General features: G+C 61.1%; 9 protein-coding genes. 5 read left to right on the top strand and 4 right to left on the bottom strand.

Features of this window, described 5'->3' with window-relative positions; translation table 11 throughout:
• The first annotated feature begins 44 nt into the window (after nt 1-44).
• A complete protein-coding gene (locus RGCCGE502_RS25585; RefSeq protein WP_016557109.1) occupies nt 45-1,568 on the top strand; it encodes an outer membrane beta-barrel protein in 1,524 nt (507 codons plus the stop codon).
• 66 nt (nt 1,569-1,634) lie between these two features.
• Here the strand turns inward: RGCCGE502_RS25585 and galU are convergent, their stop codons facing one another.
• Nucleotides 1,635-2,522 (bottom strand): UTP--glucose-1-phosphate uridylyltransferase GalU, encoded by an 888-nt coding sequence (gene galU / locus RGCCGE502_RS25580; RefSeq protein WP_016557108.1) that lies wholly within the window; start codon nt 2,520-2,522, stop codon nt 1,635-1,637.
• A 200-nt stretch (nt 2,523-2,722) separates the two neighbouring features.
• On the opposite strand from galU, the gene RGCCGE502_RS25575 reads away from it, so the two are divergent.
• Together RGCCGE502_RS25575 and RGCCGE502_RS25570 are read left to right on the top strand one after the other, a co-directional pair.
• Nucleotides 2,723-3,946, top strand: a complete 1,224-nt coding sequence (locus tag RGCCGE502_RS25575) for a lytic murein transglycosylase (RefSeq protein WP_016557107.1) — start codon at nt 2,723-2,725, stop codon at nt 3,944-3,946.
• Nucleotides 3,947-4,033: 87 nt separating this feature from the next.
• On the top strand, nt 4,034-5,242 hold the full coding sequence (locus tag RGCCGE502_RS25570; protein WP_016557106.1) for an SGNH/GDSL hydrolase family protein: 1,209 nt from the start codon (nt 4,034-4,036) through the stop codon (nt 5,240-5,242).
• Nucleotides 5,243-5,345: 103 nt separating this feature from the next.
• Here RGCCGE502_RS25570 and RGCCGE502_RS25565 read toward each other — a convergent pair whose 3' ends face one another.
• The gene (locus tag RGCCGE502_RS25565; RefSeq protein ID WP_016557105.1) at nt 5,346-6,800 is read right to left on the bottom strand and encodes a glutamate synthase subunit beta; all 1,455 of its coding nucleotides are present in this window, start codon (nt 6,798-6,800) and stop codon (nt 5,346-5,348) included.
• Nucleotides 6,801-7,056: 256 nt separating this feature from the next.
• A complete protein-coding gene (gene gltB / locus RGCCGE502_RS25560; protein WP_016557103.1) occupies nt 7,057-11,778 on the bottom strand; it encodes a glutamate synthase large subunit in 4,722 nt (1,573 codons plus the stop codon).
• A 544-nt stretch (nt 11,779-12,322) separates the two neighbouring features.
• Between gltB and RGCCGE502_RS25555 the strand changes: the two genes are divergently transcribed.
• Nucleotides 12,323-13,372 carry a threonine aldolase family protein gene (locus RGCCGE502_RS25555; RefSeq protein ID WP_016557102.1) on the top strand — a complete coding sequence of 350 codons (1,050 nt, stop codon included), beginning with the start codon at nt 12,323-12,325 and terminating at the stop codon, nt 13,370-13,372.
• Between the two features lie 10 nt (nt 13,373-13,382).
• Here RGCCGE502_RS25555 and RGCCGE502_RS38810 read toward each other — a convergent pair whose 3' ends face one another.
• Complete coding sequence (locus RGCCGE502_RS38810; protein ID WP_019280707.1) at nt 13,383-13,511, bottom strand: hypothetical protein; 129 nt, start codon at nt 13,509-13,511, stop codon at nt 13,383-13,385.
• A 260-nt stretch (nt 13,512-13,771) separates the two neighbouring features.
• Between RGCCGE502_RS38810 and RGCCGE502_RS25550 the strand changes: the two genes are divergently transcribed.
• A complete protein-coding gene (locus RGCCGE502_RS25550; protein WP_040675653.1) occupies nt 13,772-14,269 on the top strand; it encodes a GNAT family N-acetyltransferase in 498 nt (165 codons plus the stop codon).
• Nucleotides 14,270-14,289: the final 20 nt, after the last annotated feature.

Raw genomic sequence — 14,289 nt, 5'->3', positions numbered from 1 at the left:
AGCCTTTACGTTCGGGTAACGCTTCGAAGCATGCCAGGATAGATATGGGCCATTGGAAGGATACGAGCAGTCTCACGCCGCTCCGCGCGGCGGGCTTTGCCATATCCATAGCTCTGACTGTTGGCGCCATCTTCGCGTCCCAATCCGCATTTGCCCAGTCGACGCCGGTCTCCAACAGCGCGATACGCTCGTCCAATGCACCGGTTACTGCGGCGGCGGAAGATGAAAGCGATATCCCTGAAGGACCGACCGCCATCCCGACGGCAGCCGAGAGTCCGACATCAGGCGCAAACGCCGCCCCCATTGCTGCTGGCGATCAGAAGCCGAGCGATGAAACCACCGGCGCAATTCTCGACGAGGACATGATACGCCTGAACACGCGCGAGGCGCCGCTCGACGAGCGGCTGCCAAGCCGCAAACCGGAACCCAACCCGGCAACCGAGGAAACGCCCGGCATCCATATCGGCACCTTCGTTCTGCGTCCGACCGTTACCCAGAGCATCAACGCCGAGACACAGAAAGACGCCGGCACCAAGCAGACGCGTGCGTTCCTCGAAACAGACATGCACGCGACGCTGACGTCAGACTGGGCGTTGCACCAGCTTTCGGTGACCACCGACGGCGCCTGGCAAAAGAACGTCAGCGGCGAAGGCGAGGAACAGCCGGATTTCAGGATCGATGGCGACTTGCGGCTCGATCTTCCCGAGGATACGACCGCGCATATCATCGGCGGCTACCATTTCTACCGCGAAGACACTGATGATCCGAATGCCATCCAGAATGCGGACCAGCAATCGGATGTCCAGGAATTCAGCACCGGCGCATCGATCGAGCGCGACTTCGGCATCCTGCGTGGCAGCACCGGCATCGATCTGGTCCGCACGATTTACTCCGACGCCACCTTGGCGGACGGCACCACGGTTTCCCTGAGCGACCGCAACGAGACCAGCGGCACGATCCGCGGCCGTATCGGCTATGAGCTGTCCCCGGCCTTGATCCCGTTTGTCGAGGCCAATGTCGGCAAGACGGTCTATGACCAGAGTGTTGACTCCGCCGGCTTCCGCCGTTCGGGGGACAGCTATGGCGCCAAGGTCGGTGTCGAGCTCGACATGGGCGAAAAACTTCGCGGCGAGGTTGGGGTCGGCTACGAGACTGCGACCTTCGACGACGACCGCCTCTCGGACATCGATACAGCCGTCGTGGACGCTCAACTGCTGTGGTCGCCGCTGAGGGGTACCGACGTTAACATCGGCCTGCTGACCAGCATCAACCCGTCGACGACATCAGGAGAATCCGGCTACGTATCCCATGCCTTGACGACGGGCATCACGCATCAGCTACGAGACAATCTGACGGGCACCGTGCTTGGCGGCATTACCTATCGCGACTATCCTTCGGACAGCCCGACCAGTGATGAAACCGTCTACACCACGAGTGCCGGCCTGACCTGGAACATCAACCGATATCTCGATCTGACCAGCACCATCGGCTACGAGCTGACGTCACGCAAGACGAGCAGCGACTCCGAGCAGTGGCGGGCCGGAGTCGGCCTTAAACTCAAGCGCTGAAACGAAATCCGCCTCCAAGTGGGAGGCTTGGAGGCGGATCCAGTTCGTTCAGTCGGCGGCCCTGCTTCAGAGGCCCTTCAGCAGTTCCTTGAAGCCGCTTTCGACCGTCGGGCGAATATCCGCACGTTCCAGCGCGAAGGCCACGTTGGCGAGGATGAAGCCGTCCTTGGCGCCGCAGTCGTAAGTCGTGCCGCGGAAGTGATAGCCCGCGAAGGTCTGATCCTTGAGCAACTTCAGCATGCCGTCGGTGAGCTGGATTTCGTTGCCGGCGCCGCGTTCCTGGGTTTCTAGGATCTTGAACACCTCAGGCTGCAGGATGTAGCGACCGTTGATGAAGTAGTTCGACGGAGCGGTGCCCTTGGCCGGCTTCTCGACCATGCTGGTGATGCGGAAGCCCTCGCCGACCGCGTCGCCGACACCGACGATACCGTACTTGTGAGCCTGATCGGGGGCGCATTCCTCGACGGCGATGATGTTGCCGCCGCTCTGGGCATAGAGATCGATCATGCCCTTCATGCAGCCCTTGCCTTCGCTCTTCATGATCATGTCGGGCAACAGCAGCGCGAACGGCTCATTGCCGACGATCTCGCGGGCGCACCAGACGGCATGGCCGAGACCAAGCGGCTCCTGCTGGCGGGTGAAGCTGACCGTACCAGCCTTGGGAAGCTGGCCGGCAAGCAGCGTCATTTCCGCCTGCTTGCTGCGCTCGCGCAGGGTCTGCTCGAGTTCGAAATGGATATCGAAGTAATCTTCGATGATGTGCTTGTTACGGCCGGTGACGAAAACGAAATGCTCGATGCCCGCTTCCAGTGCTTCGTCGACCACATACTGAATAATCGGTTTGTCGACGACAGTCAGCATTTCCTTCGGCACGGCTTTCGTGGCCGGGAGAAAGCGAGTCCCGAGACCCGCAACCGGAAATACAGCTTTGCGAACTTTTTTATGCTCTGCCACACAATCCTCCTGCGATGATTTCATCGCTTGAAATAAAAGGCAATTTTGATTGAACTAGATGAGATTTGCTACGGTTTTGCAAATGGTGACTGCGTTCCTAGGTCATGGTAAAGAATTTGTTGACTTCGTTCAGGTAGTCTCAGGCCTGAGCGGAACCTCGCGCTCTGCTGTGCCTGAAACGAAAGGACGGATGACCGCCGATGACTCAAAATCACAGAAACTCCCTTCGTGGTCTTGCTCTCGCACTCATCGTGACCGCGTCCGCCAGTCTGGCTCCGCTCAACGCGAAAGCCGATCAGCGGTTCCAGAAGTGGATCGCGGACTTCTATCAAACTGCCGCTCAAAATGGCATCAGCAAGGCAACCTATCGCAAAGCCTTCGCAGGCGTCAGCGATCCGGACCCGACGGTCCTTGAAAAGGCGGCCTATCAGCCTGAATTCACGACGAAAATCTGGGACTATGTCGATTCCCGTGTAAATCCGTACACGGTGCAGATCGGCCGCCAGATGGCGGTCAAATACGCCTCGACATTGAATTCAATTCAGCGCCAGTTCGGCGTCGACAAGACGATTCTCCTCGCAATTTGGTCGATGGAATCCAACTACGGTGCGGTTCTCGACAAGGATGACCGCCTGCACTATGTGCCGCGGGCGCTGGCGACACTTGCCTACGCCGACGAACGGCGGGCGAAATTCGCCAAGAAGCAGCTGATCGCAGCGCTGAAGATTCTGCAGAACGGCGATATCTCGCCGGATGGCATGACCGGTTCCTGGGCGGGTGCGATGGGCCACACACAGTTCATTCCGACGAGCTACCTGCTATACGCGGTCGATGCGGACGGCAACGGTCACCGCGATATCTGGAACTCCGTGCCGGATGCCCTGGCGACGTCCGCCAACCTGCTGATGAAGAACGGCTGGGATGCGGGCAAGACCTGGGGATATGAGGTCGTCGTGCCTGCCGCTGCGCGCAAGCAGGCCGGCAAGACCCACACGCTGGCGCAGTGGGCCTCCCTTGGCCTGACCCGCCCGAACGGCAAGAGCTTCCGTGACGGCGGCAGCAACGCCGTGCTAAAAATGCCTGCCGGACCAAACGGCCCGGGCTTCCTGATGACAGCCAACTTCTTCACCATCAAGAACTATAACGCCTCGGACAGCTACGCTATCGCGGTCGGACTGCTGGCTGATGAGATCGCCGGCTACGGCGGCATGAAGCAGCCCTGGCCACGACCGGACGGTACGCTTGATATGAAGCAGAAGTTCGAATTGCAGACGCGCCTGAAAACGCTTGGCTATTACGACGGCGAGGTCGACGGGAACTTCGGCAGCGGTTCCAAGGCGGCAATTGCGGCGGTTCAGGCACGAATCGGAATGCAGCAGGATGGCGAGCCATCGCTGCCGCTGCTCAACGCGCTTCGCAAATAGACGGAATAGTCGGCAACATGCATTTTGGGGTGTGGACGCGAGTTCCCGCTCCATGCCAGAATACCGGCAGATGCGAGGCTGCTGATTATGCGTAAACGAGTAAACCGGGTAACGCTCCGCTGGGGTGCGATCGGCACTGCGACGCTGGTGGTTTTCTTCAGCGCCCTCCCGGTGCATATCGCCGATGCCCAGGAGCGCTATTACTATCGCCGCTCCATCCTCGATTTCTTCTTCGGCCGCCGCTACATCCAGGAGTATCCGCCGCAGCAGGCGCCGTCTCAGAACGCGCCACAGCGACAGCCTGCGCCGAGGAAAAAGGCCGTGGCGCCGAAAGCGGCGGCTGCTCCCCGTCCCGCCGCTCCCGCCGTCGTTGAGGAAAAGGTCGTCGAGAAGCTTGCCAACGCCCAGAAGATTCTCGTCGTCGGCGATTTTCTCGCTGGCGGTCTCGGTGTCGGCATGGACGCCGCTTTCAGGGATTCTCCGGGCGTCGTCGTCGAGACACACAGCAACGTCGCCTCTGGTCTGGTCCGAGACGACTATTATGACTGGCCGCAGCAGCTGACAAAGTTCATGGACGAGGCAAAGCCCGCCATGGTCATCGTCATGCTCGGCGCGAATGACCGTCAGCAGATGGTGACCGATATCGGCAAGGAGAAGTTCAGGACCGATGGTTGGTATGCCGAATATCAGCGCCGCGTTGTAGCCTTTGGCCAGCAGGTCACCAGCCGCAAGATCCCATTGCTCTGGGTCGGCCTGCCGGCCTTCGATTCGCCTGCGATGACCGCGGATGCCGTGCAGTTGAACCAGCTGTTCCGCAAACAGATGGAGGGCGTCGGCGGTGAGTTTGTCGATATCTGGGACGGTTTCGTCAGCGAAGGCGGCGAGTTTATCGTCACCGGCTCTGACATCAACGGCCAGCAGGTGCGACTGCGCACGTCGGATGGCATCAACCTCACCGAAGCCGGCCGGCGCAAGCTTGCTTTCTATGTCGAAAAGCCCGTGCGCCGCATACTCGGCGTACAGGCAAGCCCGGACCTCGTTCGCCTCGACACCGGCAACACACCGGCGATCGACGCCGTGGCGATGCCCGGCCGCACCGAACCGATCAGCCTCTCTGACCCCAACCTCGACGGCGGCGCGGAACTTCTTGGCGGCAGGGCCTTCCCGGTCAGCGCCACCAAGTCACCACGCGATCTGCTGGTTCAGGACGGCGAGATGGCGGCTCCTCCCGCCGGCCGCGTTGATGACTACCGCATGGCGCCAATGAAGCCCACGGCTCAGGTCACCATTAAATAGTCCGGCCGCCTCATGCAGCGGAAGCGCCGGCTGAATCCGGGTCCGGATGCGACGAAAAAGGGCCGCTCAAAGCGGCCCTAAATCCAACCATCAACTATGTCGTTTACCGCGGCAGAACCGTCGAGCCCATCAGGGCTTCGTCGATGGCGCGGGCTGCCTGGCGGCCCTCGCGAATCGCCCAGACCACCAGCGACTGGCCGCGGCGCACGTCGCCCGCCGTCCAGAACTTGTCGACCGAGGTCTTGTAGTCCTTATCGTTGGCAACGACGTTGGTCGAGCCGCGACGGTCGGTGTTGAGCGTCAGCTTGCCGTCCAGTTCCTTCAGGACGCTGTCCTTGAACGGGCCGCTGAAACCGATCGCGATGAAGGCGAGATCGGCCTTGATGATGAACTCCGTGCCAGCGATCGGCTTGCGGCGCTCATCGACTTCGCAGCACTTGACGCCGGTCAGAACGCCATCTTCGCCGACGAACTCAAGCGTTGCGACCTGGAACTCGCGGATGGCGCCTTCGGCCTGTGACGAGGAGGTGCGCATCTTGGTTGCCCAGAACGGCCAGACAGCGAGCTTGTCTTCCTTCTCCGGCGGCTGCGGGCGGATGTCGAGCTGCGTGACCTTCACTGCACCCTGACGGAACGCCGTGCCGACGCAGTCCGACGCGGTATCACCGCCGCCGACGACGACGACATGCTTGGCGCCTGCCAGGATCGGATCGGACGCCCAGCCGACGCTGTCGATATTTTCCCGACCGACGCGCTTGTTCTGCTGTACGAGGTACGGCATCGCATCGTGGACACCGGAAAACTCGATGCCCGGAATGCCAGCTTCGCGCGGCGTTTCCGAACCACCGCAATAGAGCACCGCGTCGTGGTCGGCGAGCAGCTGCTCGACCTTCACGTCGACGCCGACATTGACGCCACAGTGGAAGGTGACGCCTTCGCCCTTCATCTGCTCGACGCGGCGATCGATGAAGTTCTTTTCCATCTTGAAGTCAGGGATACCGTAGCGCAGCAGGCCGCCCGCCTTGCTTTCGCGCTCGTAGACATGAACCTCGTGACCCGCACGACCGAGTTGCTGGGCAGCCGCCATGCCGGCCGGGCCGGAACCAATGATCGCGACCTTCTTGCCGGTGTGAACCGTGGCCGGCTGCGGCCGGATGAAGCCGAGTTCATAGGCCTTGTCGGCAATCGCCTGCTCGACGGTCTTGATCGCAACCGGCGTATCTTCGAGGTTCAGCGTGCAGGCTTCCTCGCAAGGCGCCGGGCAGACGCGGCCGGTGAACTCCGGGAAGTTGTTCGTGGAATGCAGGTTCTGGATCGCCGCTTCCCAGTTGTTGTTGTAGACGAGGTCGTTCCAATCAGGAATCTGGTTATGCACCGGACAACCGGTTGGGCCGTGGCAATACGGGATGCCACAGTCCATGCAGCGCGCGGCCTGTTTCTGCACTTCCTGGTCCGACATCGGGATCGTGAATTCGCGGAAATGCCGGATGCGATCCGAGGCAGGCTGATACTTTGCTACCTGCCGGTCGATTTCCAGAAACCCTGTGACCTTACCCATATTTTCGTCCCTCATCATCTCAAAGCCCAAGACCCAGAGGTCCCCAGTACCAGTAGGCGAGTCCCATGACCGCACCCAGGGCTATAAATTCCGTTTTCAGGTCACCGCTGAGATATGAAGTCCCGGCGAAAACTGCGACGGCGAGGCACAGAGATATAAAGAGGTGGAATAGTGACCATCGATTCTTCATCAGCGTCCTTTCCGGTATCTCTGTGCCCCTCGTCTGAGCAGCTGTAGACCTAGCGATTCAAGAGCATTACTCCGCCGCAATTCCCATGCGGGCGCGTTCCATCTCTTCCAGGGCACGGCGGTACTCGACCGGCATGACCTTGCGGAACTTCGGACGGTAGTCGACCCAGTTGTCCAGGATCTGCATGGCGCGGGTGGAGCCCGTGTAGTGCAGATGGTTGGAGATCAACTGGTAGAGACGCTCCTCGTCGTGGCGCGTCATGTCACCGGAGACGTCGACGCGTCCCTTGTGCATGAGGTCGCCGCCGTGATGATGCAGCTTCTCGAGCATGTCGTCTTCCTCAGGGACCGGCTCGAGCTCGACCATCGCCATGTTGCAGCGCTTGGCGAAATCGCCGGCCTCATCAAGCACGTAGGCCACGCCACCGGACATACCGGCCGCGAAGTTACGACCCGTTTGGCCGAGAACGACAACGACACCACCCGTCATGTATTCGCAGCCGTGGTCGCCCACGCCCTCGACAATGGCAATCGCACCCGAGTTGCGGACCGCGAAGCGTTCCCCCGCGACACCCCGGAAGTAGCACTCGCCTTCGGTCGCGCCGTAAAGAACGGTGTTGCCGACGATGATCGACTCTTCCGCCACGATCTTCGAGTTCTCCGGCGGACGCACGATGATCTTGCCGCCCGAAAGGCCCTTGCCGACATAGTCGTTGCCGTCGCCGATCAGGTTGAAGGTGATGCCGCGTGCCAGGAAGGCGCCGAACGACTGGCCGGCCGTGCCCTTGAGCGTCACGTTGATCGTGTCTTCCTTCAGGCCACGGTGGTTATAGCGCTTGGCGACTTCACCCGACAGCATCGCGCCCGCCGAACGGTCGACGTTCTTGATATCGACTTCGAAGGACACAGGCGTCTTCGAAGCAAGTGCCGGCTCGGCTTCCGCGATCAGCTTGCGATCGAGAATGTCGTCGATCGGGTGCTTCTGGCGCATCGTCCAATAGGTGGCTTCCTTTGGCGCCTCGACCTTGTGGAAGATGCGGCTGAAGTCGAGCCCCTTGGACTTCCAGTGCGCCAGCATCTCGTCCTTCTCGAGCAGCTCGGAAGCCCCGATGATCTCATCGAACTTGGTGAAGCCAAGCGATGCCAGGATCTCGCGCACTTCGTTGGCGACGAAGAAGAAGTAGTTGATGACGTGCTCCGGCGTACCCTTGAAGCGCTTGCGCAGGACCGGATCCTGGGTGGCAACGCCAACAGGACAGGTGTTCAGGTGGCACTTGCGCATCATGATGCAGCCGGCGGCGATGACAGGAGCCGTCGCAAAGCCGAATTCGTCCGCACCAAGAAGCGCACCGATGATGACGTCGCGGCCGGTCTTCAGGCCACCATCGACCTGCAGCGCGATGCGCGAACGAAGGCCGTTCAGCACCAGCGTCTGCTGCGTTTCGGCGAGGCCGATTTCCCACGGAGAGCCCGCATGCTTCAGCGAGGTCAGCGGCGATGCGCCGGTGCCGCCGTCGAAGCCGGAGACCGTGATGTGGTCGGCGCGCGCCTTGGCGACACCTGCGGCAACCGTGCCGACGCCGACTTCCGAGACGAGCTTGACCGAGACATCGGACGTCGGGTTGACGTTCTTCAGGTCGTAGATCAGCTGCGCCAGATCTTCGATCGAGTAGATGTCATGGTGCGGCGGCGGCGAGATCAGGCCGACACCCGGCGTCGAGTGACGGGTCTTGGCGACCGTCGCATCGACCTTGTGGCCGGGCAGCTGGCCGCCTTCGCCGGGCTTGGCGCCCTGCGCGACCTTGATCTGCAGCATGTCGGCGTTGACGAGATACTCGGTCGTCACACCGAAGCGTCCCGAAGCGATCTGCTTGATCGCCGAGCGTTCCGGGTTCGCCGAACCATCCGGCAGCGGGAAGTAGCGGTCGCTCTCTTCGCCGCCCTCGCCAGTGTTCGACTTGCCGCCGATCTTGTTCATCGCGATCGCCAGCGTCGTATGCGCCTCGCGGCTGATCGAGCCGAAGGACATGGCGCCCGTCGAGAAACGCTTGACGATCTCGACCGCAGGCTCAACCTCATCGAGCGCGACCGGCTTGCGCCCGATCTGCTCGGCGCTCTTGATCTTGAACAGACCGCGAATGGTGTTCATGCGCAGCGCTGAATCGTTCACCATCTCGGCGAACTCGCGGTAGCGATCCTCGGAGTTGCCGCGAACGGCGTGCTGCAGCGTCGCCACCGCATCCGGCGTCCAGGCATGGCTTTCGCCGCGCATGCGGTAGGCATATTCGCCACCGATATCGAGCGTGGTCGCGAGCAGCGGATCCTTACCGAAGGCCGACGTGTGGCGGGCAACGGTCTCTTCGGCGATCGCCTTGAGATCCACGCCCTCGATCATCGTCGCGGTACCGAAGAAGTACTTGTCGACCAGCTCCTGCTGCAGGCCGATCGCATCGAAGATCTGGCCGCCGCAATAGGACTGATAGGTCGAGATGCCCATCTTCGACATGACCTTGAGGATGCCCTTACCAACCGCCTTGATGTAGCGGTAGACGACTTCAGAGGCGTCCACTTCCTTCGGGAACTCGCCCTTGGCATGCATGTCGAGCAGCGTGTCGAAGGCAAGGTAAGGGTTGATCGCTTCGGCGCCATAGCCCGCGAGCAGGCAGAAGTGGTGCACTTCGCGCGGCTCGCCGGTCTCGACGACGAGACCGACGGAGGTGCGCAGGCCCTTGCGGATCAGGTGATGGTGCACGGCAGCGGTCGCGAGCAGCGCCGGGATCGCGATGCGATCCGGTCCGATCTGGCGGTCTGACAGTACGATGATGTTGTAGCCGCCCTTGACCGCCGCTTCCGCGCGCTCGCAGAGACGATCGAGCATCTCCGGCATACCTTCGGCGCCACGCTCGACGTCATAGGTGAAGTCGAGCGTCTTGGTGTCGAAGCGGTCTTCCGTGTGACCGATCGAGCGGATCTTTTCGAGATCGCCATTGGTCAGGATCGGCTGACGCACTTCCAGGCGCTTAGCGTTCGCCATGCCGGTGTGGTCGAGAAGGTTCGGACGCGGCCCAATGAACGAAACGAGGCTCATGACGAGCTCTTCGCGGATCGGGTCGATCGGCGGGTTGGTGACCTGCGCGAAGTTCTGCTTGAAATAGGTGTAGAGCAGCTTCGACTTTTCCGACATCGCCGAGATCGGCGTGTCTGTCCCCATCGAGCCGACAGCTTCCTGACCCGTCGTCGCCATCGGCGACATCAGGATCTTGGTGTCTTCGGTCGTGTAACCGAAAGCCTGCTGGCGGTTGAGCAGCGACACGTCGCGGCGCAGCGCACGCGGCTCCACCGGCTTCAGCTCTTCCAGGATCAACTGCGTGCGATCGAGCCACTGTCCATAGGGATGCTTGGTCGCAAGCTCAGTCTTCAGCTCCTCGTCGGAGATGATCTTGCCCTTTTCCATGTCGATCAAGAGCATCTTGCCCGGCTGCAGGCGCCACTTCTTGACGATATCCTCTTCCGGCACCGGCAGCGTGCCGGCCTCCGATGCGAGGATGACGCGGTCATCCTTGGTGACGAGATAGCGGGCAGGACGCAGGCCGTTACGGTCGAGCGTCGCACCGATCTGCTTGCCGTCGGTGAAGGCAACAGCCGCCGGGCCGTCCCACGGCTCCATCAGGGCGGCGTGGTATTCGTAGAACGCCTTGCGCTCCTTCGACATCGACTGGTTGCCGGCCCAGGCTTCCGGGATCAGCATCATCACGGCATGCGCCATGGAGTAGCCGCCGCGCACGAGGAACTCGAGCGCGTTGTCGAAGCAGGCCGTGTCCGACTGCCCTTCATAGGAGATCGGCCAGAGCTTGGAGATGTCGTCGCCGAAGAGCGGCGAGGAAACCGACGCCTGACGCGCCGCCATCCAGTTGACGTTGGAGCGCAGCGTGTTGATTTCGCCGTTGTGGGCGACCATGCGATAAGGATGCGCCAGCTTCCAGGACGGGAAGGTGTTGGTCGAGAAGCGCTGATGCACGAGCGCGACCGCGCTTTCGAAACGGGGGTCCGACAGGTCCTTGTAGTAGGCACCAACCTGATAGGCCAGGAACATGCCCTTGTACACGATCGTCGCCGACGACAGCGATACCGGGTAGAAGTGGCTCTCCTCACCGTCGAACTCGTCGTAGATGCGGTTGGAAATCACCTTGCGCAGCGTGAACAGCCGGCGTTCGAATTCATCGGTGGTCGCAGCGCTGTCGCCGGCGCCAATGAAGATCTGACAGTGATGCGGTTCGGTCGCCGCGATATCCGGCGCCTTGGAGAGCGACGAGTTGTCGACAGGCACATCGCGGAAGCCGAGCAGGACCTGGCCTTCCTCGGCGATGACGTCGTGCATCACCTTCTTGAAATGCTCGATCTGCTTCTCGTCGCGCGGCATGAAGATATGACCGACGCCATACTCACCCGCCTTTGGCAGGGTAATGCCCTGCTTGGCCATTTCCTCGCGGAAGAAGCGATCCGGGATCTGCACGAGAATACCGGCGCCGTCGCCCATCAGCGGATCGGCGCCGACGGCACCGCGGTGCGTCAGGTTCTCGAGAATGAAGAGACCGTCCTTGACGATCTGATGCGACTTCTGACCCTTCATGTGGGCGACAAAGCCGACGCCGCAGGCGTCATGCTCGTTGCGCGGATCGTAGAGGCCCTGTTTGGCCGGCAGACCGGAGGCGAATTTACGCGCATTGGCCGTCGCGCGCGTCGTTGCTGCTGCGAACTGGTCAAAACCCGTGGATGGCGTCTTCGTCATCTTTCCCTCCTGTCAGAGCCCGCGGGGACTGCGGCGGCTCTTTGCCCCGCACCGTCCCTGATCCTAGGTTCGGCGCGTGACAGCGCTGTTGCATTAATCGAAGATCCGGTCGCCGGCGGCAGGCTCTCCAGGGAAAGCAGCCGTTGCGCTCCTGCGCCTGCCATTCCGCCTCCGCACACGGGCATCCGCCCGTATTTTGGAGAACTATAGCGTGAAACCCCACAAGTGTAAGGTTTTTTGGCATCTCCTCGGCCATCGCGGCCAAATAGGACAGCAACCCTGTCCTAATTGACTCGATCTATGCCAGAAACATATGGTCCACGCAAGACGGTAAAATCAAAAAATCGGCGCATCGCGACCGAATATTGCCCACAGAATCGTTTCTGGCGACAGAAAATTACGCCGTCTCGCATTATTTTGTTTATTGATTGCTGAAGTCAATTTTTGTGATGGATTCCGCGCCGGCCCTTTGACCAGCCGAGATGTTGGCGTAATGTCGCCGCCCGAACCTGATCTACCACCACATCCCAAGCGGTCCCCATCCATGTATTTTGCATCCGACAACTGGGCAGGCGCCCATCGATCCATCGCCGAACGTCTGCTCAGGGAGTCCGACGGTTTTGCCGCAGCCTATGGCGCAAGTGATCTCGACCGGCGTGTCGAGCGCCGTTTTGCGGAAGTTTTCGAACGCGACATCGCAGTTCTTTTCGTTGGCACCGGCACGGCAGCGAACTCGCTTTCGCTCGCGAGCGTTCAACGGCCAGGCGGCATCACCTTCTGTCATTCCGAGGCGCATGTGATTGCCGACGAATGCGGCGCCCCCGACTTCTTCAGCGGCGCCCGTCTGCTTGGCGTTCCAGGTGCCGAGGGAAAGATCGACCCGGAAAAGCTCAAGGAGAAGATCACAGCCTTCCCACAGACGGCCGTGCAACACGGCCGGGCAACGGCCATTACCATCACACAGGCAACCGAGGCCGGCACCGTCTATTCCCTCGCCGAAATCGATGAGATCGCCGAGATCGCCCGGAAGGACAAGCTGCCTCTCCATATGGACGGCGCACGCTTTGCCAATGCGCTCGTCTCCCTCGGCGTCAGCCCGGCGGAGATGACGTGGAAGCGTGGCATAGACATGCTCTCCTTCGGCGCCACGAAGAATGGCTGCTGGTGCGCGGAAGCGATCGTCTTCTTCAATCCGGAGAAAGCGAGGGAGATGCCGTTCATCCGCAAGCGCGCCGCCCAGCTCTTCTCGAAGTCGCGCTTCATCGCGGCCCAGTTCGACGCCTATTTCGAGAACGATCTCTGGCTCGATCTCGCTCGCCATGCAAACGGCATGTCCGATCGCCTGCGCGCCGGCATCACGGAAAGCAACGGGTCACGGCTTGCCTGGCCAACCTCGGCCAACGAAGTCTTCGCCATCATTCCGAAAAGCGCTGCGAAACGGGCAGAGGAAAAAGGCGCCAAGTTCTATGCATGGCCGGTCCCGCCGGCGACACCCGAGCTTGTCGGCCCGGATCAAACCTTGGTCCGGCTCGTCACCAGCTTCGCGACTGAAGAGGCGGACGTCGACGACTTCCTTCGCTGCCTTGCAGGCTGAATTCCCGGACTCAATTCTGATGGCCCGTCACGGCGGATTGCGGCTTGCCGCCATCCGTCGTTTTCGCGTCGTGTCCCGCCACGACAATCAGCATCACACAGGCAACCAGCCCGGATACGAAGAGTACGCCATACGTCATCGGTCCGTTCTCCTTGCCCCGAAGATCGACCATTGGAGATGGGAGACTAGGCGCCGAACCTGACCAGATGACTAAGCTACAGGGTTGAGAGCGCCTTAAAATGGTAAGCGGCCCATTAACTTTTATGCGGGAGTACGATCGAAACTTGCGCCCCTGAGAGCGCCCTGGCGTGTGCGGTGCTGATTATCGGCCCACTGGCTGCCATCCCAAAACCGCGCTATCTCGGACTGCGCCCTGATACCGGAAAGCGAGAAATACTGATGAAAATCCGTCCTGAACAGCCTAGCGACATCGTGGCGATCCGCCAGCTGACCAAAGCGGCCTTCGCGCAGATGGAGTACAGCAGTCAAACCGAAGCCGAGATCGTTGACGCACTCCGCAAAGCGAACGCCTTGACAATCTCGCTCGTCGCTGTCGAAGACGCTGCCGTCATCGGACATGTCGCCTTCTCGCCCGTTACGATCGATGGTGAACACATGGGCTGGTATGGACTTGGGCCGGTTTCGGTGATGCCCGACCGCCAGAGCCAGGGCATTGGCGGAAAGCTCATTCGCGACGGCCTGGCGCGGCTCACAGATATCGGCGCGAAGGGTTGCGTCGTTCTCGGCGATCCCGGCTACTACACCCGCTTCGGCTTTCAGAATGACGCCAACCTGATCTTTGAGGCAGCTCCTCCCGAATATTTCATGCGCTTAGTGTTCGACGGCCCCACGCCCGCAGGTAAAGTCAGCTACCACGACGGTTTCAACGCCACGTGACGGGGACGCTGATCTCGCTA

This window comes from Rhizobium grahamii CCGE 502 (genome assembly GCF_000298315.2).
GTDB lineage: Bacteria > Pseudomonadota > Alphaproteobacteria > Rhizobiales > Rhizobiaceae > Rhizobium > Rhizobium grahamii.
The sequence above is the reverse complement of the archived record's forward strand: the minus strand, read 5'-3'. Positions and strand labels throughout refer to the sequence as shown.

What these genes read in the sequence shown, in the direction of transcription:
- RGCCGE502_RS25555 (WP_016557102.1), top strand. Translation starts at nt 12,323, where the DNA reads ATGTATTTTGCATCCGACAACTGGGCAGGCGCCCATCGATCCATCGCC.
- RGCCGE502_RS38810 (WP_019280707.1), bottom strand. Translation starts at nt 13,511, where the DNA reads ATGACGTATGGCGTACTCTTCGTATCCGGGCTGGTTGCCTGTGTGATG.
- RGCCGE502_RS25575 (WP_016557107.1), top strand. Translation starts at nt 2,723, where the DNA reads ATGACTCAAAATCACAGAAACTCCCTTCGTGGTCTTGCTCTCGCACTC.
- RGCCGE502_RS25570 (WP_016557106.1), top strand. Translation starts at nt 4,034, where the DNA reads ATGCGTAAACGAGTAAACCGGGTAACGCTCCGCTGGGGTGCGATCGGC.
- gltB (WP_016557103.1), bottom strand. Translation starts at nt 11,778, where the DNA reads ATGACGAAGACGCCATCCACGGGTTTTGACCAGTTCGCAGCAGCAACG.
- RGCCGE502_RS25585 (WP_016557109.1), top strand. Translation starts at nt 45, where the DNA reads ATGGGCCATTGGAAGGATACGAGCAGTCTCACGCCGCTCCGCGCGGCG.
- RGCCGE502_RS25565 (WP_016557105.1), bottom strand. Translation starts at nt 6,800, where the DNA reads ATGGGTAAGGTCACAGGGTTTCTGGAAATCGACCGGCAGGTAGCAAAG.
- RGCCGE502_RS25550 (WP_040675653.1), top strand. Translation starts at nt 13,772, where the DNA reads ATGAAAATCCGTCCTGAACAGCCTAGCGACATCGTGGCGATCCGCCAG.